Source organism: Longicatena caecimuris, from assembly GCF_018406465.1.
GTDB lineage: Bacteria > Bacillota_I > Bacilli_A > Erysipelotrichales > Erysipelotrichaceae > Longicatena > Longicatena caecimuris.
This window is the reverse complement of record NZ_AP024510.1, coordinates 1,138,544-1,158,588: the sequence shown is the minus strand read 5'-3', so window position 1 is coordinate 1,158,588 and position 20,045 is coordinate 1,138,544. Positions and strand designations below refer to the sequence as shown.

Below are 20,045 nucleotides of genomic sequence, written 5' to 3'. Positions count from 1 at the left end.
AAAGTGCTAATCATCAGCACTTTATAAATCATATGCAGATAACACCTGCATCCATTTTGCAAATAATGCTTCCTCTTTGATCGTGCGATTCGCATTGCTGGTACTAGGCAAATAAATTACTTGCTTATCCAAATGCGCAAAATGTTTTTGAAACAGTTCATAGCTTTTACGACCATTGCAGATAATGATTGAAATTTCTGGATACGCTTCTAGCAGCTCATCAATCGGATTCACTTTTTCATTGCGAATTGCCGAATCCAAGCTGCCTTCTCGTTCACATTCTCCAATGACATCCCATAAAATCATATGATGCGTTAAAATGATTGCCTTCTTTTGTTCATAGGTAGCTATTGGCATCCCAAATTGTGCATGCAAGATCTTCCAGAAGCGATTATGCGCAAACCCATAATATTCTTGCTTCTCTAAAGAAGTCACAGACGGCATAGAGCCTAAGATCATCACTCGCGGCTGTTTGGCAATAATAGGGGCAAAGCCTTTTAACACAAAGCTTCTCCGATCACATCATGAGGGAGGGCCTCGGTAATCTTAACCTGGACAAAACTTCCCAAGGCTAATGGTTGTTTACTTGTAAAAATGACCATACCATCCACTTCATCCGGTGCACTGTTTGCTCCACGTCCACGATATTTGCCAGTCAAGCCATCCTGTGCTTCTACCAAAACTTCCATCACCGTACCAATACGTTTTTGTTGATTGGCTAAAGAGATTTCTTCCTGACGCTGCATCAAAATTGCTAAACGACGTTGTTTTTCTTCTTCTGCAACACTTTGTTCCATATCAAAAGCCGGCGTATCTTCTTCCGGAGAATAGGTGAAAGCACCCATGCGATCCCAATGAACATCTTCTACAAACTGCATCAATTCATCAAAATCTTCCTGTGTTTCTGAGGGAAAGCCCACGATAAAGGTCGTACGTAAAGTAGGATCCGCATACGTCTTACGAATCTTTTTAATCAATGCCAAGACTTCCTCTTTAGTGCCTCGACGATTCATAGCTGCCAGCATACAATTGTTGGCATGCTGCATTGGAATATCAAAATATGGCAATACTTTCGGTAACTTCGCCATACCTTCAATTAATTCCTCATCAATTTCATCCGGATACATATATAAGATACGAATCCAATGAAAGCCATCAATCTCATGAAGCTTTTGTAACAGTTCTAATAAAGAACGTTTACCATATAAATCAACTCCATACTTTGTCGTATCCTGAGCAATTAAAACCAATTCCTTAACACCGCGCTGTGCCAGTTCTTTGGCCTCTTGGACCAATTGTTCCATGGGAAAGGTTACATTATCACCGCGAATCAAAGGAATTGCACAATAGGTACAGCGATTGCTACAACCTTCGGCAATTTTCAAATATGCCGTCCATGGCTTGCTTGATACCATACGCTCACTTTTGCCATAGCTGACAAGTTCTTTCCCATCCAATAAAGAGTGAAGAATCTCATGTAGATGCGGGTATTCGCGAATACTGATGACGGCATCGATTTCCGGAATTTCCGCCTCTAAGGTTTCCTTATAACGTTGCGCCAGACAGCCAACCACAATCAACTTTTTACAATTTTGTTTTTTATATTCCGCCATCTTAAAAATCGTATTGATGGCTTCTTCTTTCGCAGAATTAATAAATCCGCATGTATTAATGATGATGGCTTCTGCTTCCTGCGCATCCTTAACCAATTCATGATGTCCACTTTTCAACATGCCCATCATCTTTTCACTATCAACTAAATTTTTACTACAGCCTAAAGAAATAAAACCTATTTTCATATACTACACCTCGCTAGGTACTACTATACCATGTTTTTTCCTATCCTAAAAGCCATTTCCTTTTATTACCTCATTAGGTATGGAAACAAAGAAAGCTCTTTTTTTTAAAACTGAATTTCTCTTTGCATAATCGCTTCTATAAGATGTATTCCTCTAAAAAACAGCCAACGCCACTTTCTGTATTCGCCTTTGCCACAGCATCTGCCATGGCTTTGGTATCTTCACTGCCATTGCATAACCATACGCCCAAACCAGCATCACGCAGCATTTCATTATCATTGCTGGTATCTCCAAAAGCAAGAACCTCTTGCATCGTTATTCCAATATCCTCACACAGCTTTTGAATACCACTGCTTTTATTTACTTGTGGATTTACAAATTCAAATAGATCTGCCGCTGTTTTAAAACAAACACATTGTGCATTGTGATACTGCTTACCATGAGCCTCTACCTTTGGCATATCTTGTGGATAGCATTGCACAATTAGCTTATTACGTGGGACATCACATAAAGTAAACATGTCTGTCTGTACTTCCTGCTCACAATATGATGCGGCAAGCCTTTTGGTTTCTTCATCACTATAGCTGACATAACGCTTAGCACCATCAAAGATGATAAAGCGTACTTTCCAGCCAGCATAATGCTCCATGATTGCTTTAATGATCGCGCCATCTAAACGATGATATTCTTTTTTGATTGCTGTTTTACAATGATAAACAACACCGCCATTCATGCCAATGACATAATCGACCATCTCTTCCATCTGCCATTGTTTGATGAGTTGTAAGATCCCCTCCACCGGACGTCCGCTGACGATGGCAAATTGCATGCCTTGTTTACGACAGCGTTGAATCATTTCCTTATTCTTCTCACTAACTTCATCCTTCTCATTTAATAAGGTTCCATCTAAATCGCAACAAATCAATTGATACGCTTGGTTCATATTCTTCTCCTTTTTCTTGTTTGCTTTCCTAATAAACGATTGAGCTATTCCATATGCTTTTCCCAGTTCTAAATATCTTGTTAATGCCGGTAGCACCTATGATTGTTTCCTGTTGATGCAGTTAGCACCTTTGCAATTCACCTGTTGAGGCAGTTGGCTTTTACCTGTACATGCTCATTAAAAGAAATAGCTCTGTTTATTTCTCAAAAGCTTTCCCAGCAAAACATCTCATGATGTTTTCTATATCTATTATAGCGAAAAATCACGCAAATACCTACCTGATTTTTATGTATCTAAACCACATTACTTTCTTTGTATAAGCATGCTTTTCAAGAACAAAAGTGGCTAGTTTTTCACTAACCACCTATTGCATTGTCAAATTGTTGTAAATCTTCTCTGGTGTCAATATCCTGTACTTCTGCTTCATTGACTTCCATTAAGATACAAGCTTCTTGATGTCGCATGGCAATCGTTTTTCCACCTTCCTCATGTACTAAGCTATTAAATTCTGAAAACCAGCAGCTTGGAAACAGCATGGGATTGCGAATAGCTCCATGAACCGCAGCACAGATAATATGTTGTGCATCTGCCATATGGCATAATTTTTGTAAAGTTTCTGCCTTGATTTTAGGCATATCACCGGTAAGAAAGACAATGGCATCCGCATCTTTGGCGGCTTTTTGACCTAATTGAAGAGAAGATGACATTCCTTTTTGCGGATGATCATTCTTAACAGCGTGCATACCTCTTGTATGAGCCAAAGCCAACACTTCTTCATATTGACTTACCACATGAATCGCATGAAAGTCCACTTGTTGACAAGTATCCATCACATGTGCCAGGATGGGTTTTCCTTGCCAGACATGTAACAATTTGTTTCCGTGAAAGCGTCTGGCATAACCGGCAGCTAAGATAACCAGATCAATCTTCATCTTTTTTCAACAGGATTTTTTCTGCGGTAATCGGTAACGTTCTGATTTGTACACCACTGGCATGAGCAATCGCGGAGGCAATGGCTGGTGCCGGCGTATTGATGACAACCTCACCGATGGACTTTGCCCCAAAAGGACCATGGTCTTCATAACTGCTTTCAAAGTCCACACGAATCGTGCCGACATCCAATCGTGTTGGTATCTTATATTGCAGGAAGCTGCGATTGCGCATCTTTCCTTGTTTGCTATAGCTGATATCCTCATACAAGGCCATACCGATACCTTGTGCGATACCGCCTTCCGCCTGTATTTTAGCCAGATTCGTATTGATGACCGTACCACAATCGACAACCGAAACATAGTCCACTAATGAAATTTCACCGGTCAGCTTATCGACATCCACTTCGGCAATTCCAACCATGAACGGTGGTGGTGAGGTAGGTGAACAATGGGATGCATTGGCAATCAACACTTCCCCCTTGCCTCCTTCAAAACACGTATTGGCAAAATCTTTTAGGCTCATCTGTTTCTTATCTTCAACGGCCGTAATCAGTTCACCATCAAAGCAGATATGTTCTTTTGGTACTTCCATCAATATAGACGCTTCGTTGATGATTTTTTGTTTCAATTCTTCACATGCCTTGACTACCGCCATGCCGGTGACATAGGTCGTTGCAGAAGCATAGGAGCCGGTATCATAAGGAGATGCATCGGTATCAACCGCCTGTGTAACGACTTGCTCAACTTCACAGTCTAAACATTCTGCTGCCATCTGTGCTAAGATCGTATCACAGCCGGTACCCATATCGGTAGCACCGATAGATAAGGTGTAGAAACCATCATCCTGTAGCTTGATGATAACCGAGGCAATATCGACATTGGCAATGCCGCTTCCCTGCATGGATAAGGCAACACCCAGACCACGCCGCTTATTCCCCATATCACGACATAACTGTTTTTCTTTCCAGCCAATCATTTCCATAGCTTTTTTCAGACAGCGATCTAAAGCACAGCTGTTGAGATGTTCATTATAGTATTGAGACATGATTTCATTTTCACCAACGATATTCATGAAACGCAGTTCACAAGGATCCATATGAAGGGCATCGGCCAATTCATTAACAGCGGATTCCACCGCAAATTGTCCTTGCGTTGCCCCATATCCACGATAAGCACCGGCTTGCATCGTATTGGTGTATACGACATCATAGGTAAAACGACTAGCTTTGACATGATTGTACAGCGGCAAGGACTTATGACCGCTTAAGCCAACCGTTGTTGAACCATGCTCACCATAAGCGCCGGTATTGGATAAGGTATGTAAATCAATCGCCAAGATCTCACCGTTTTTCTTCGCTCCGATCTTTACATGCATCTTCATCTCATGACGAGAATTGCTAGCCGTAAAAGTTTCTTCACGACTATAAACGATATAACTAGGACGCTTTAATTTCCACGTCACAAAGCCGGTGAAGATTTCACAACAACCGGTTTGCTTTGCGCCAAAGCCACCGCCAATGCGTGGTTTTACGATCCGTATCTTAGCTTTTGGAATCTCTAAAGCATTGGCAACCATACGGCGAACATGGAAAGGTACCTGAGTAGAGCTGACGACATTCAAACGCTCAAAGGCATCAACATAGGCGTAAGAGCGAAAGGTTTCCATCATTGCTTGGGCATTGGCTTTTGTATGATAATCTCTTTCTAAGATAACATCACAATCCGCAAACGCCGCATCAATATCACCGACACAGCTTTCCCCTTGTGAACAGATATTGCGCATGCGCGCATTCCCTATCTCACATAGCGTACGATAATTATCTTCTTGATGTACGATGATATCATTATCGATGGCCTTGGTAAAGTCTAATAATGGTTCATATACCTCATAATCAACCTTGATCAACTTCATTGCTTTTTCAGCTGCATCTAGCGTTTCTGCGGCAATAATGGCTACTTCATCGCCTACATATCGCACGATTTCATCTAAGATCTTACGATCATAAGGAGAAGGTTCCGGATAGGTTTGTCCAGCTAAGGTAAAACGTACATCCGGGACATCTTTCCATGTATAAACAGCCACAACACCGGGCATTTTCAAAGCTGCACTTGTATCAATTGCTTTGATGCGCGCATAGGCATGCGGAGAGCGTAACAGCTTTAGGATCAAGGCATCTTTGGGCACCATATCGCCGGTATAGACAGGCTTGCCACTCAAAAGGGCATAGGCATCCTTTTTTACAACGGGCTGTGAGATATGTTTCATGCCTGTTCGCCTCCTTTTTCTTGTAAATAAGCTTCAATCGCTCTAAGCTGTCCCATATAACCGGTACAGCGACATAAATTGCCGGCCAGGTAGTGATTGATTGCTTCACGTGTGGGCTGCTGCAATTCCTTTTTCATTGCTAAAACATTCATGATCAAGCCGGGAGAACAAAATCCACATTGCTCAGCACCTTGTTTTGCCATATAGTCCGCAAATTCATGTGCTTCTTGTTCAACGCCTTCTAAAGTCGTAACGGCATGTCCATCACAGCGAACAGCCAACATACTGCAGGATAAGATGGGTTTACCATCTAGCCAAACCGTACATAACCCGCAATTGCTTGTTTCACAACCGCGTTTGACACTGTAACAGCCATGTGCACGTAAAAAATCTAATAAAAGCATATCCGGTTTGATATCATCTGTGATACGCTGTCCATTGATCATCATCGTTATCTGCATGTTGCTTCCTCCTGAAGTGCTGTATAGCTTTTTTGTACAAAGGCATGTACTAATGCTTTGCGATATTCCTTAGAGCCACGCATATTATCCGCTAACTCAATTGCGAAAAGGGCTTCTTCAATCTGCTTATCATCATAGCTTACCGGTAATACCACCAATTCTGCACGCTTTGGTCTGGCACCAATAGCAATGCGATAGTTAGTCGCCGTTTTGGCGATGGCAAAATTTAATACGGATAAATCTGTAGCACTTTTGCGCATACATAAAAATTTTGTCAAAAGGGGTTCTTTACGGATGCGGATATGGGTTAAGATATCACGCTCATAAGGCTGTTTGCTGTAATCACTCAGCTTTATTTCTCCTTGATGATAGAGTACTACGCTTGTATCTAATACCATGAAGGCTGTAAGTATATCAGAAAAGCCAAAACGTGAATACAAACTGCCGCCAATCGTTGCCGTATTGCGAAATTGTACCCCTACAATATCTTTGATACTATCCTGTATCAGCGTACCAAAGGCTTTTAAAAGAATCGGGCTTGTTTCCAACTGGCGCAATGTACACATCGCACCAATTTCAATATAGTCTTCCTGTTCCTTGATTTCATCCAGATGCAATGCCTGCAGATCAATTGCCATTGGTACCACACGATCTTGCATTTTCAGCCACTGCATGCCTCCTAAAATTTGATGATTACGATTTTTCATTAACAGCGTATACGCCTCATCCAGCGATGACGCTTTTACATATTGTTGCATATACAGCATGATCTTCTACTCCTTCCATACCAGATAGCCAGAGCTATCATCCCCTGCTAAAGCAAAGTGTTTTCCATATATTGTATTATAACATTCACAGCACCTTCTGCGTAAGAAGGGTTCTTCTTTTTTCAAATGCGTATATATCCTTCCTTCATGCAGAATGTAAATATCATCTGCATATTGCAAAGCCAAATTAGGATCATGGATGCTGATGAATAAGGATGTTCCTTGCTGTGCCAGCTGTTTTGCCTGTTGCAAGAAAAGATGCTGGTGCTGGAAATCTAGATAAGTACATGGTTCATCCATGAGAATGACCTCACTATCCTGTAAAAAAGCTCTGGCTACATAGGTCATTTGCAGCTCTCCTCCACTGATTTCATGTAAATATTTATCCTTGATATGGGCAAGCTGAAACTTTTTTAGGACAGCGTTTGCTTTGGCATATTCCTTTGCGTCAGGAACTTCAAACAGTGACAAACGTCGTGTACAACCGGCAACAATACAATCCATCACCTTGATATCCGCCACCATTTCCTTGATCTGGGGAACATAGCTAAAACAGGCAGCGCGTTGCTTTTCGTTGAGCTTGCGCAAGGATTCTTGCTTCCATAGGATATCCCCTTGCACGAAAGGAAGCTTATCCAACATGGCTTTCATCAGCGTTGTTTTGCCACTGCCATTTTCTCCTAACATCATCACGATGCGACCTTTGGGAATGGTTAAGCTGATATCATGCAACACTTCTTTTTGCTCATATGTCACACTAACATGAACCACTTCGATCATAATGAAAACCTGCCTTTCACAAAGACGATGATTAGAAAAAACGCACCAAACAAGGAAGTCAATATACTGATGGGCAGCTCTATCGCTAATACAGCTCGTGCTAAGGTATCACAAACCAAAAGGAAACAGGCTCCCCCAAAAAACGTCTTGCCAAGTGCCTTGCTTAAAGGCTGATGATAGAGCAAGCGTACGGCATGCGGTATCAAAAGACCTACCCAGCTCACGATACCGGCTACACTGACAACGGTGGCAATCATACAGGTAGATAACAATAACGCTATCCAACGAATCTGCTTTTCTCTAACGCCTAATGTTGTCGTTTCTTCACCAAATGACAGCATTTGAATCTGCCAGCGTAGAAGATAAAGTGAAATCATACAAATCGCACTAACACCGATGCATAGTAAAGCCTGTGTCCAAGTAGCATCGCCAAAGCCCCCCATCAGCCAGTATTCAATGCTAGCTAATTCCTGATAAGGATCTGCGGCTAATTTCAATAACATTAGGAATGAAGTTGCTACAGCTTGTAAGATGATGCCGGCAATGACTAAATTCAAGATGCGATTTCCATGTACTTTTGTTGCCAATAGCATGGTGAAAATAACAAGCAGCAATCCACAGCCAAACGCCAAGAGCATCGTAATCCATGGTTCATCATGAAATAGCACGATGGCAAGGGCAGCCCCTAAGGAACAGCCACTGCTTGCCCCAATCACATCACCGGAAGCTAATGGATTCTTGAAGATGGTTTGATAAATCAATCCACTGACAGCCAACGCCCCACCACCGGCAAGTACCAATAAGATACGCGGTATGCGAATATTCCAAACAATAGCCTGTATACCGGCATCTCCATGGAAACAAAGGGCAGCCAACATGTCCTGCAGATTTGTACCATAGCGCCCTGCCAGTAAAGCAATCACAAGCAGAATCAGCAGCAGGAGTCCACAGCTGAAATATCTTTTCATATGCATCACCTACTCTTTTCTGCCCTTGGCATTAAGCATATACACATTCCCAGTTCTTTTCGCTTAACATCCCAGCTCTTCTACATCTACATCTATTTGGTAAAATTGTTGATAAAAGCATCTTGCTTCCTGTTTTACGATATCCATAGAAACACGTTCAGGATACAAAATTGCATAGGTCCATAAAACGCCTAAACAGCTTGATAAATTAGGGGTATCCCAAGTTTCTAAATGTGCCGGGAAAACATAGACTTGCTTATGTTTTACAGCATTGACACTCGCGAAAGCTGCATCTTTTGTAAAGTCACTCACCTTAGCACCTTTTTGTTCAATAAAAATAATATCCGGATTCGCTTTGATAAGTGTTTCCTTATTGATACGCAGCCAATTGCCCTTACCATTTTCTTTCATAACATTCTCAGCACCAGCCACCTTCAACAATTCACTTTGAAACATATCTATACCTGCGCTCTGCAATGCCTTTGTTCCTGCAAAATATACTCTTTTATTTGCGTTTTCATCTTTGATATATGTTTCATATAAGTTTTTACGATATGCAAAATAAGCCTTTGCCTGCTTTTGTGCCCCACAAGCCTTGGCGATGATATCCACTGCCTCATCATAGCTATCCATGGTTTCCGGCTGTAACAAGATTACCTTGATATTCAGACTTTCCAATTTCTCCACATAGCTTTTCAGACTTACCGGCAAAAACACAACATCCGGTTTCACTTTGGCACATTCTTCTACATTAAACATTTTCTTATTGCCCATGGCTGGCAACTTAACGATTTCGGGCGCTGCCATTTTATAGATCGGACGTTTATCCGCTTTCATCTCTACCCCAACCAGCTTGTCCTTTTGACCTAATCCAAGCAAAGTAGAAGTCGCAATATAATAGCCACTAACTACCTTTTCCGCTGGTTTTTCCAATGTCACTTTACAGCCTGCTTGATCAACGATCGTAATACCTTCTGTTTTTGTTGTTTCCTTGTTAGGTTGCTGCGTACAGGCACTCATGCCAACAAGCAAACTTATGGTCGTCACTAAGATTCCTAATTTTTTAAATATCTTCATTATATCACCCTTCTTCATCGGTTTTGTTGATATGGCACAAGCTTGTGAACGTGCGTTCTATGAGCTAATCTGTGTACACAATATTCACCATCCAACACTTATGGTAGAAACACTATAACATCTTTGTAGAAGATGATCGTTTTTTATAAAGATTCACGATAGTTTCATCGGCTTTTTAATAATGCCAACACCTTGTTATAAACCTCATCATAATTCATCACATCCAAATCAAAAACTTGCACATCTTCTCTGGCGGCAATCGCTTGTATATATTGTACCTCACATTTCTTCAAAACACCAAGGACGTTTTGCGCCTTTGCAATACTATCTTGTAAGAGTTTTAGATACGCTTTTTCCTCTTGTTCCAAACGTCCGATTTCATCTACTATCAAGACCGGTTTTTGTTGTTGGTTTTCTATTAAAAATTGCCTTGCATGCTGTAACACCGCTACTCCAAATTGATCAAACACCTGAGGGATGACTTCATTATATGTAGGATGCTGTATCGAAAAACGCACATCGTTATAAGGATTCTCCCATAAAGCGTGCATATAAAAGCCAAGGCGTATCCCTTGTTCATAAAAAGGAAGTGTCTGAAAGCCGCAAACGGCTAACGAACACTCCTCAATAAGTTGTTTGATACAGGTTGATTTTCCACACTGGATACGACCTGTCAAAAACACCTTCATATTATGCCTCTTCGATTTGCTTAGGATCTTCTTTATCTTTAGGTAAGACAAGATTTAATACAGTTGCTATCACAAAGGTCATGATAATGCCATTCTGGGCAAAGATATTGCCTACCCAGCTAGGCAGCTGTGCTAAGACTGCCGGTACATTTCCAATACCGACACCCAAACCGATTGCCAAGGCCACGATCAGACCATCACGTTCCGTTAATGGCTTTCTGGTCAAAGATTGAATACCACTCACTAAGATCATCGCAAACATGATAACTGCAGCACCACCTAATACAGACTGTGGCATAACAGAGAATAAAGCACTCAGCTTTGGACAAAAACCACATAAGATCAAGAAAACTGCGCCAGTCATGATGACAAAACGATTCACGACCTTGGTTACCGCTACCAAACCAACATTCTGAGAAAAGCTAGTATTTGGCAATACACCAAAAATGGAGCCTAACACAGAGCCAAGACCATCTGCCATGACACTACCCTGCAATTCTTTATCTGTTGCTTCTCGATTCAATCCACCATTCGCTACTCCACTGGTATCACCAATCGTTTCAACCGTTGTCGCAATAAACATGATGCCCATTGCAATGATTGCCTGCATATTGAAATCAAAACCTACTGGCATAAAGGATGGTAACGCAATCCAATCAGCTTCTACCACCTGTGTAAAATCGACCATACCTAAGATGATAGCCAAAAGATAGCCTGCAACGATACCAATCAAGATAGATGCGTTATTGATAGCTCCCTTGAACTGTTTTGCTATCAAGATAACCAAAATGACAAAGGTACCAACAGCCAAATGATTTACGGCACCAAAATCGGCAGCTCCACTGCCGCCGCCAAAGTAATTAATACCAACTGGCAGTAAAGATAAACCAATAGAAATAATAACTAAGCTTGTAACAACCGGTGGAAACAACTTACGCAATGGTTTAATGAAATACCCAAGTACCATTTCAAATAAACCACCAACAAAGCTAGCTCCCATCAACGCCCCATAACCAAAGGCTGCCCCAATGGCTTTTGCTGTACCGATAAAACCAGAGCTTGTTCCCATGACGATTGGTAAACCACTACCAATTTTCCAGAAGGGATACAGCTGTATCAAGGTTGCAACACCGGCAACAAACATGGCGTTCTGAATCAAGGTCATCTTCAACGCGCCGCTCATCTGCAGCATACCGCAAATGATGATCAATGGTGAAATGTTACCAAGAAACATTGCTAAGATGTGCTGAATACCTAAAGGCAGGGCCTTTTTCAAAGGTACCGTGCCATCAAGTTCATAAATTGTATCTTTCTTTCTCTCTTCCATAGTTTCCTCCATAAAAAAATTCTCGTATACGACATACGAGAATCAGCCATTCCATAGTAAAAACGTCTGATTTCGTAGTCCCAAAGTATGGATTGGGGTAGAAACATCTGCCCCATACCGGCAGACGTATACGAAACTATGACATTTTATCACAAATTTCGACAATTTACTATAGTAAGTATAGAATGCATCTTCTTATCTGAAATGTAAAGTTAAATTCAACTTCAAAAGGCCAAACAGTGCGTGTTTTCTATGCAGCATAACATGTTTTTCTCATGCGGCAGCATATCGCTTAAAAATTTATTCGCAAGCAATTAAAATGTTACATTCATGGCATGTAGAATTGGTAAGAAAATGGCTGTTTCCGCGTATTTCTTTATGATATACAAATAAGTTTCTTTTGTCTTGACTTTCACAAAAACATACCGTAAACTTATCATATCAAATAATTTTGATATGAGGTGATAAGATGCAAGATCGTTATACAGAAGATGCAATCATTTTTAAGGCTTTATGTGATGAGAAACGCTTACGTATCATAGCGTTATTAAAGAATCAAGAAAAATGTGCCTGTTCGCTGATTGAAGACATGCAAATCGGTCAATCTTCTTTATCTTATCATATGAAGATCTTATGCGAATCCGGCATCATAACTAGTCGCCAGGATGGGAAATGGACACATTATCGAATAAATCCTGAAGGTTGTGCCTATGCTTTGAAACGTTTACAAAAGATTCTTGCAGGAGATGATTAAAAAAACAAAGTCGTGCTAGCTATGACTTTTCTTAACATCACTCACATCAATTTTTTTTAATATGAAAGCAAGGAGGTATTTCATGCGCATTGTACAAAGCGTAATATTATTTCTACAAGATCAAGTGCTTGGCATGCAATGGTTAAAAGATATGTTTGCGGCATTTCTTCAAGCCATTGGCGTCGATATACAAAGTCGTCTTGGCGCAAGTCTGCATTTTTTCTTTTATGATGTGGTAAAGATAACCTTGTTATTGTGCTTGCTTATCTTTCTCATTTCCTATATTCAAAGTTATTTTCCTCCGGAAAAAAGTCGTTCTATCGCTGCACGTTATCATGGCATCAAAGCAAATCTGATATCGGCATTGTTAGGAACCGTAACCCCTTTTTGCTCTTGCTCTTCCATCCCCTTATTTATTGGCTTTACCAGTGCCGGGTTGCCTTTGGGTGTTACCTTTTCGTTTTTATATCTTCCCCGATGGTTGATTTAGGCAGCTTGGTATTATTAATGAGCATTTTTGGCAGTGAAATTGCAATCCTATATGTTTTGTTAGGATTGCTCGTTGCGATTCTTGGTGGTGCCTTCATCGAAAAGATGCATCTTGAACAGCAAGTGGAAGACATCATTTCGCAAGCCAACTGCATGGCAATACATGAGGTGCAGCTCTCACGCAAGGATCGTCTGCAATATGCCAAGGAGCAGGTAAAAGAAACCTTTCAAAAGGTATTCCCCTATATTGTAGTCGGCGTTGCTCTCGGCGCATTCATTCATAACTGGATACCAAAAGAATGGATAACTTCTTTGTTAGGAAGCCATAATCCCTTTGGTGTTATTCTTGCTACCATCGTTGGCATTCCAATGTATGCCGATATTTTCGGGACTATCCCCATTGCCGAAGCTTTATTGGCAAAAGGAGCAGATCTTGGCAGTGTCCTAGCTTTCATGATGGCGGTAACTACCTTAAGTTTGCCATCTTTGATTATGTTAAGAAAGGCTTTGAAACCTAAATTGTTAGGCGTCTTTATTGCCATCTGCACCTTTGGTATTATCGCTGTTGGTTATTTCTTTAACATCTTACAAAACTTTTTATAGAAATGAGGTACGATTATCATGAACATATTTAAGAAAAAAGAAAACAACTCTTGCTGTAACACAGATTTTACAAAAATGAACCAAACTGAATTCAATAAGGATGCTTCTGAATTACTGATACTAGGTTCAGGATGTGCGAAATGTCAGAAATTAACATCTTCCGTCATGACAGCCTTAGAGGAACTGCAATTACAGATTCCTGTCCGTCATGTAACTGATTTTGCCCAAATTGCTGCTTTTGGTGTAATGAGCACACCTGCTATTGTCTATAAAGGAAAACTATTATCTTATGGGAAAGTATTAAGCGTAGAGGAATGTAAACAGCTACTCACACAAACATTCCGCAAGAATACCCATGAATAAACCTAAAGTCGCCTTTATCTGCGTGCATAATGCATGTCGCAGTCAAATAGCTGAAGCATTGGGAAGACATTTAGCAGGTGAGATATTTGAAAGCTATTCAGCCGGGACGCATATCAAATCTAATATAAATGCGGATGCAATTCGTTTGCTGAAACAGCACTATCAAATCGATATGGAGAAAGAACAATATCCAAAACTTATCAAGGACATTCCTTCGGTCGATATCGTCATTACCATGGGCTGTCATGTACAATGTCCTACCATAAGTTGTCAATATCGTGAAGATTGGGGATTACTTGATCCGACAAATCAAGATGATGATGTGTTTATGGATATCATTTTGCAAATCGAAGCCAAAGTGATCACTTTAGCAAAACGAATTTCTGATAAACAACTAAATATAAATTGAATAAAAAAAGAAAATGTCATATGCTGCTTTCAGACGTAAGCATATGGCATTTTTATATGAATTTATCACTTTAATCATTGTTTACATATAGACATTCTGTTAGATGGTTGATAGCTTCGATTGTTTGAGAAAATGAAATGTCTGCTGCATAATTAAATTTTTTCTGATATTTATTCCACATTGCATGCAAATCCGTATTATTTTTAAGTATCTTTACAATACTTTTGGTATCTGCTATTCTTTCATAACTACCTCTATGCTTAGCAGTCGCAATAAACGCTTCTCTTCCTAAATCCGAATCATATTCTTGTGTCTTTTCTAGGATGAATATATCATAATAATCCCTTGGGCGAGTACTAAAAACTCCTCTACTGAAAATTGCCTCTAATTTTTCAGCCATAACAGTTTCGATATTATACACCCATAGCTTTATACGAATGGAATTATCAAACATGCCAATAAATTCATAAGGAACTGCTGCTAGTGTGATGATATCACCTGTCGATATATCTAAAGATAAAGGAGTTACAATGGTTTCATAAAATGCTTGCATTTTTACACAATAACCACCATACACATCATCTTTTCTAATACATTCAATAGATTTTATTTCAAATCTAACATCATCATCTAAATGTTGAGCGCAAATTTCTCTAACGGCTTTTTCTATTTCTTCCTTTTTTAATGGTAAATTCCGCAACGTTGCATCCAGATCCATTGTAGCCCTTGTATCTATTCCCACTAAAGATGCAATCAGCATTCCTCCTTTAATCACAAACATTTGACTGTACTTAGATCGTGAAAGCCTTGCCAAAAAACGTTCAAACATAAAATTTTGTAATACTACTTGAGCAGCTATGTTATTTTTTATAGCATAGTTTTTTATTTTAGCTTTCAAGCTCATTGCTTTTGCGTTCATAACAACACCTCAAGATATTTTTTTAGTGTTTTATCAACTCGCAATATAGAAGCATATGTAAAAAGTCGATTCAAGTCCTTATCAGCATACCTTGCATAATTTTTCACTCCACTGATAACAGTTTCCTCATCACACCGATTTCGACTTCTAAGCAAGTCACATACAGTACGTTCCGCATTATAACAATTTACAGTATTACCAAAAGTTGTTTTTTCCTGAATCATACCGAGCTTATGAAGTTCGGGTTTAATGTAATAACATACACAATTTTCTTTTATACTTTTAGATAAAGACGTATTACTAGGAATCGTTATGATATGCATAAATGGTGTTCGATCAGATAAGCCATTTAAAAACAATGCTGTATCATGAGAAAAAATTATGTTATCTGACCTGCACTGCAATAGAAACATGTCATCGATAATTGTATGTGGTGTTGTGTAAACTCCATGTCCAATTCGTTCTAAAAGGCCTTTTTCCACATATTGCGATAGCAACATTCGTGAAAAACCGAGTTTCACCGTTTGTTCTGTAGTTAAAATTTAAATGATAACTCAATACAAATATCAGCGACTTTTTGGTTTATCAAACAAGAAAGACATTATGAATTAAAAAACATCTTTAAAAATCCGAATACATTCTTTAATAAGCATGAAAGTCAAGTCACTTTATGCCTGCTTTCCTAGCTTATATGCCTGCAACAAAAATTCCTCTTTTTCCTTCATCTCATTGACATCGGTAACTCCAACACCTCGTACAACGCCTTTTAAAACCGTTTTATCAAAACACTCGATCCAACCACCAAGACTTTGTACTGTACGCTCCATGATATCTTCCTCTTCTTCAGCAGCACTCATTAGTAAATAAATATCGCGGAATTGATACTCCGCTGAAAATAGTGGATTACTGCGATCCAATAAGGTTTTCATCTGCCCACTCATCTCATAATAATAAATTGGTGTAGCAAATACGATACTATCTGCAGCTTTCATGGCCGCTAAAATAGATGTCATATCATCTTGCAACACACAGACACCACTTTTCTGACAAGCTAGACAACCGATACAGAAATGGATATTTTTATCCAACAGGCGAATATAGGTAACTTCATGTCCCGCTTCGATAGCCCCTCTGGCGAATTCCTTTGCTAATCTATCTGAATTACTGTTTTGACGAAGACTTGTTGATAAGATAACGATTTTTTTCATTAAAACACCTCCATAGTATCTTTATCCATATTATATAGTCAACTCCTATTCCAGACAAATGCTTAAATGGTAAAGTAATCTATGCCTATAAAGCATATAAGCCAAAAAAAGAGGACAATACCCAATGCACGATCCTCTAATATACTACGTTTTCTTAAATCCTGATTTATCACTACTTACTTCAAATAGGCTACAACATCACGCATATCATCAATAATGCTGTCTGCTTTGCTTTGATCAACACCGTAGCGTTCATCACGATACGCAAAGACTTTCATTCCGGCACGTCTTGCCGCTTCGATACCATAAGAAGAATCCTCGATGGCTAAACATTCCGCTGGTTTTACTCCCAAAGCCTGTGCCGTATGCAAATAAATTTCCGGATTTGGTTTGCTTTCTTCAAACATCTCACCACTGATTTTCACATCAAAACAACCATCCAAGCCACAATCTTGTTCCATCTCTTCAATCTGTGATAAGAAACTGCTGCTTGCGACTGCGGTTTTATATCCATGTTCTTTTAACCAATCCAAGGTTTCTTTTACATAAGGATTGCCGACTTCGCCATAACGAAATGGATGCTCAGCCGCATAGGCTTCATAAATTTCACTGAATTCTTTTACGCTCCAATCCTTTTCCATGATACGAATGCATTCCTCACATGTAAAGGTATAAGAACTGCCAACTAAAAAAGCTAAAAATGCATCATCTGCATGCACATTATAGCCTTCCATAAACTCCTTTAACAATCTTAAATTTTCTGGTTCGCTATCCACCAGCACACCATCCATATCAAAAATAACTGCTTTTATCATTTCTTCTTTTCCTCCCTAATACGTTGTATTGCTAAAATATAAGGTGCTTGTTTGTGATTCACCATACGCATCTGCAATACATTGAAACAATGTCCATCCAATTCTTCACACCAGCTGTTAAAATACGCACTTTCTTTTTGTCCCTGTTCATGTCCTGGATACACGACCAAAACTAGCAAGCCATGTTTATGTAAAAGCTTTAAAGCCTTTGCTACCGCTAGCTTGCTGGTATCTAGCATCGTGGTAATGGTTTCATCTCCATGGGGTAAATAACCAAAATTAAAAATACCGATATCATAACCATCAAGAAACGCATCACAATGCTCATGCCCAACAAGATGTAGCTTTGCCTTTTCTAAAAGTCCGGCTGTTTTCAGTTTTTCTTCACTCATCTTCACAGCTTCCTCTTGAATATCAAAACCATGAACAATCTTTACGTCAGAAAGTTGTGCAAGAAACAGCAAATCATTGCCCTGTCCCATCGTAAAATCAACTGCTATACTATGTTCACCTACATGTTCTTCTATCAGTTGATGTGCCATTTCAACTATTTTTTTCATTGTTTCTCCTTTTTTCCTGAACGATATCATTATATAATAACCCTGAGGTAAAAGCTATGAAAAATAACATTCCACCATCTATGATCAAGATTGTAACCATATTAAAGGAAGCTGGCTATGAAGCTTATTTTGTTGGCGGCTGTGTTCGTGATATGCTAATGCAACGTAAAACGCATGATTATGATATCACCACCAACGCCCTACCCCAAGAAACCATGCAGATTTTTGCCGCAAAAGGTTATCAAGTGATTCCTACAGGCATCAAGCATGGCACCATAACAGTTTTAGTAAACAAAGAACCTGTGGAAATCACAACCTATCGGATAGAACAAACTTATCATGATCATCGCCATCCTAGCGCAATCATCTTCACAAAGGATCTAAAAGAAGATTTAAAACGTCGCGATTTCACCATGAATGCCATTGCTTATGATCCTACTTATGGCCTTTACGATCCCTTTCATGGAGCACAAGATATTGCACAAAAACGCATTCGTTGCGTAGGTGATGCTACCACGCGGTTTCAAGAAGATGCCTTGCGTATGCTTCGTGCTTTACGCTTTTCCTGTGTCCTTGATTTCACACTTGATAAAGCGTGCGGAAAAGCCATACAGCAAAATCATAACTTATTACATTATGTTTCCAAGGAGCGTATTCGAGAAGAATTCAATCGTTTGTTAATGGGAGAAAAAGCAAATACCTTACAGCTGTTATACGACTTCCATGTACTGGATGAAATCTTACCAGGCTATAGTGCTTTGTATGGGCATGAACAAAAAACACCTTGGCATATTTACGATGTGTTTCAGCACACCGATATCGCTTTAAATCATACCAAAGGATATCCCTTAGAAAGTAAGCTTGCTATTATTTTTCATGATTGGGGCAAACCTGCTTGTGAAAGCTTTGATGATAACGGCATTGCGCATTACAAAAAGCATGCTTATGTCAGTGAACAAATCGCATATGAGCAAATGAAAGCTTTAAAGTACGATAACAAAACGATTGAAACCGTATGTCTGTTTATTCGCTATCATGATTACTATGTGCATGAAAAGCGCTCTACTTTACGACGCTTTGTTGCTCATTTCCACAATGACTTCACCTTGGCAAAACAGGCTCTAGATATCCAGCTTGCAGATGATATGGCAAAAAATCGAACAAAGTCTGATGAAAAAATCGTCATTATAAAAAGCTGTCAAAGACTTTTGTCAATCATGGAAAAAGAGAAAGATATGCTAAGCATGAAAGATTTGGCAATCAATGGCCATGATCTCATACAGCTTGGCTTTCAAGGTAAAACCATTGGCGATGTATTAAAAGCAGTTTATGAGTGGGTGTTGGAGGAGCCATCACGCAATGAAAAAGATATCTTAGAAAGATATATTAAAACAGAATTCCTTAACGTTTGTGAATACATAGGAGATGCTTATGAAAACTAAGAGATTACATATCCGAAGATTTCAACCAGATGATCTTGCGGATTTATTTAAATTACTTTCCGATAAAGAGGTTATGCGGTATTTAGAAAAACCATATACTTTAAAAAGAACAGAACAGTTTTTACAAGAAGCAGGTTTACACAAACATCCGCTTATCTTCGCAGTAGAAGATATGTGTGGAAATTTAATTGGATACATCATCTATCACCCGTATGATGAAAGCAGTTATGAAATAGGGTGGGTATTGTATAAAACAGAATGGCGAAAAGGTTATGCACAAGAATTGACCGAAGCTATGCTATGCGATGCTAAGCAAAAAAGGAAAAACTTAGTTATTGAATGTGTTCCAGAACAGGAATCAACAAAGCGCATAGCCCTTAAAAACCATTTCCGTTTTATTGATCATATAGATCATTGTGATATTTATAAATTAAATCTATTTTCGTAATGAAGCTGTTTATCAGCTTTTTCTTT

At 39.4% G+C, this 20,045-nt stretch carries 22 protein-coding genes, 1 pseudogene and 1 riboswitch; of the genes and pseudogenes, 6 read left to right on the top strand and 17 right to left on the bottom strand.

Annotation, left to right across the window (positions count from 1 at the left end; all coding sequences use genetic code 11):
- Positions 1-21 precede the first annotated feature (21 nt).
- The 12 genes from KJS44_RS05350 to KJS44_RS05295 form a co-directional block, all read right to left on the bottom strand.
- Positions 22-504 (bottom strand): DNA-deoxyinosine glycosylase, encoded by a 483-nt coding sequence (locus tag KJS44_RS05350; RefSeq protein WP_008689065.1) that lies wholly within the window; start codon positions 502-504, stop codon positions 22-24.
- A complete protein-coding gene (gene rimO / locus KJS44_RS05345; protein WP_008689066.1) occupies positions 498-1,799 on the bottom strand; it encodes a 30S ribosomal protein S12 methylthiotransferase RimO in 1,302 nt (433 codons plus the stop codon). The genes KJS44_RS05350 and rimO overlap by 7 nt, the downstream gene beginning before the upstream one ends.
- A gap of 136 nt (positions 1,800-1,935) precedes the next feature.
- Entirely contained in the window at positions 1,936-2,742 is an 807-nt protein-coding gene (locus KJS44_RS05340; RefSeq protein WP_008689067.1) for a Cof-type HAD-IIB family hydrolase, read from the bottom strand.
- A gap of 356 nt (positions 2,743-3,098) precedes the next feature.
- Positions 3,099-3,674, bottom strand: a complete 576-nt coding sequence (locus tag KJS44_RS05335) for a nucleotidyltransferase family protein (protein ID WP_008689068.1) — start codon at positions 3,672-3,674, stop codon at positions 3,099-3,101.
- Positions 3,664-5,940 (bottom strand): xanthine dehydrogenase family protein molybdopterin-binding subunit, encoded by a 2,277-nt coding sequence (locus KJS44_RS05330; RefSeq protein WP_008689069.1) that lies wholly within the window; start codon positions 5,938-5,940, stop codon positions 3,664-3,666. The genes KJS44_RS05335 and KJS44_RS05330 overlap by 11 nt, the downstream gene beginning before the upstream one ends.
- Positions 5,937-6,401: a (2Fe-2S)-binding protein gene (locus KJS44_RS05325; protein WP_008689070.1), complete on the bottom strand. Its 465-nt coding sequence runs from the start codon at positions 6,399-6,401 to the stop codon at positions 5,937-5,939. The genes KJS44_RS05330 and KJS44_RS05325 overlap by 4 nt, the downstream gene beginning before the upstream one ends.
- On the bottom strand, positions 6,392-7,168 hold the full coding sequence (locus KJS44_RS05320) for an FAD binding domain-containing protein (RefSeq protein WP_008689072.1): 777 nt from the start codon (positions 7,166-7,168) through the stop codon (positions 6,392-6,394). Before KJS44_RS05320 ends, KJS44_RS05325 begins: the two co-directional genes overlap by 10 nt.
- Positions 7,169-7,174: 6 nt before the next feature.
- Positions 7,175-7,948, bottom strand: a complete 774-nt coding sequence (locus tag KJS44_RS05315; RefSeq protein WP_008689073.1) for an ABC transporter ATP-binding protein — start codon at positions 7,946-7,948, stop codon at positions 7,175-7,177.
- A complete protein-coding gene (locus KJS44_RS05310; protein ID WP_008689074.1) occupies positions 7,945-8,916 on the bottom strand; it encodes a FecCD family ABC transporter permease in 972 nt (323 codons plus the stop codon). Before KJS44_RS05310 ends, KJS44_RS05315 begins: the two co-directional genes overlap by 4 nt.
- A gap of 63 nt (positions 8,917-8,979) precedes the next feature.
- A complete protein-coding gene (locus KJS44_RS05305; protein ID WP_128125073.1) occupies positions 8,980-9,993 on the bottom strand; it encodes an ABC transporter substrate-binding protein in 1,014 nt (337 codons plus the stop codon).
- A 164-nt stretch (positions 9,994-10,157) separates the two neighbouring features.
- A complete protein-coding gene (locus KJS44_RS05300) occupies positions 10,158-10,682 on the bottom strand; it encodes a nucleoside-triphosphatase (protein WP_008689076.1) in 525 nt (174 codons plus the stop codon).
- Position 10,683: 1 nt separating this feature from the next.
- Positions 10,684-12,009 (bottom strand): uracil-xanthine permease family protein, encoded by a 1,326-nt coding sequence (locus tag KJS44_RS05295; protein ID WP_008689077.1) that lies wholly within the window; start codon positions 12,007-12,009, stop codon positions 10,684-10,686.
- Between the two features lie 55 nt (positions 12,010-12,064).
- A riboswitch (purine riboswitch) is annotated at positions 12,065-12,163 on the bottom strand.
- 315 nt (positions 12,164-12,478) lie between these two features.
- Between KJS44_RS05295 and KJS44_RS05290 the strand changes: the two genes are divergently transcribed.
- From KJS44_RS05290 to KJS44_RS05275, 4 genes and pseudogenes are all read left to right on the top strand, one after another.
- Positions 12,479-12,763 carry an ArsR/SmtB family transcription factor gene (locus tag KJS44_RS05290; RefSeq protein WP_008689078.1) on the top strand — a complete coding sequence of 95 codons (285 nt, stop codon included), beginning with the start codon at positions 12,479-12,481 and terminating at the stop codon, positions 12,761-12,763.
- A gap of 61 nt (positions 12,764-12,824) precedes the next feature.
- Positions 12,825-13,855, top strand: a pseudogene (locus tag KJS44_RS05285) (permease).
- An 18-nt stretch (positions 13,856-13,873) separates the two neighbouring features.
- Positions 13,874-14,218, top strand: a complete 345-nt coding sequence (locus KJS44_RS05280; RefSeq protein ID WP_008689081.1) for a thioredoxin family protein — start codon at positions 13,874-13,876, stop codon at positions 14,216-14,218.
- Positions 14,211-14,627, top strand: coding sequence for an arsenate reductase/protein-tyrosine-phosphatase family protein (locus KJS44_RS05275; protein WP_008689082.1), 417 nt, complete (start codon positions 14,211-14,213; stop codon positions 14,625-14,627). Before KJS44_RS05280 ends, KJS44_RS05275 begins: the two co-directional genes overlap by 8 nt.
- Positions 14,628-14,697: 70 nt before the next feature.
- On the opposite strand, the gene KJS44_RS05270 is transcribed toward KJS44_RS05275, so the two are convergent.
- From KJS44_RS05270 to KJS44_RS05250, 5 genes are all read right to left on the bottom strand, one after another.
- Complete coding sequence (locus tag KJS44_RS05270; protein WP_008689084.1) at positions 14,698-15,546, bottom strand: nucleotidyl transferase AbiEii/AbiGii toxin family protein; 849 nt, start codon at positions 15,544-15,546, stop codon at positions 14,698-14,700.
- Positions 15,543-16,067: a type IV toxin-antitoxin system AbiEi family antitoxin domain-containing protein gene (locus KJS44_RS05265; RefSeq protein ID WP_226896753.1), complete on the bottom strand. Its 525-nt coding sequence runs from the start codon at positions 16,065-16,067 to the stop codon at positions 15,543-15,545. Before KJS44_RS05265 ends, KJS44_RS05270 begins: the two co-directional genes overlap by 4 nt.
- A gap of 147 nt (positions 16,068-16,214) precedes the next feature.
- Positions 16,215-16,754, bottom strand: coding sequence for a flavodoxin family protein (locus tag KJS44_RS05260; protein WP_008689088.1), 540 nt, complete (start codon positions 16,752-16,754; stop codon positions 16,215-16,217).
- Positions 16,755-16,930: 176 nt separating this feature from the next.
- Positions 16,931-17,569, bottom strand: a complete 639-nt coding sequence (locus KJS44_RS05255; RefSeq protein ID WP_008689090.1) for an HAD family hydrolase — start codon at positions 17,567-17,569, stop codon at positions 16,931-16,933.
- Positions 17,566-18,129, bottom strand: a complete 564-nt coding sequence (locus KJS44_RS05250; protein ID WP_008689092.1) for a tRNA (mnm(5)s(2)U34)-methyltransferase — start codon at positions 18,127-18,129, stop codon at positions 17,566-17,568. Before KJS44_RS05250 ends, KJS44_RS05255 begins: the two co-directional genes overlap by 4 nt.
- Before the next feature lie 56 nt (positions 18,130-18,185).
- Here KJS44_RS05250 and KJS44_RS05245 point away from each other — a divergent pair, with 56 nt between their 5' ends.
- Positions 18,186-19,571, top strand: a complete 1,386-nt coding sequence (locus tag KJS44_RS05245; protein WP_008689094.1) for a CCA tRNA nucleotidyltransferase — start codon at positions 18,186-18,188, stop codon at positions 19,569-19,571.
- Positions 19,561-20,019 (top strand): GNAT family N-acetyltransferase, encoded by a 459-nt coding sequence (locus KJS44_RS05240; RefSeq protein ID WP_008689096.1) that lies wholly within the window; start codon positions 19,561-19,563, stop codon positions 20,017-20,019. Before KJS44_RS05245 ends, KJS44_RS05240 begins: the two co-directional genes overlap by 11 nt.
- The last annotated feature ends 26 nt before the right edge of the window (positions 20,020-20,045 follow it).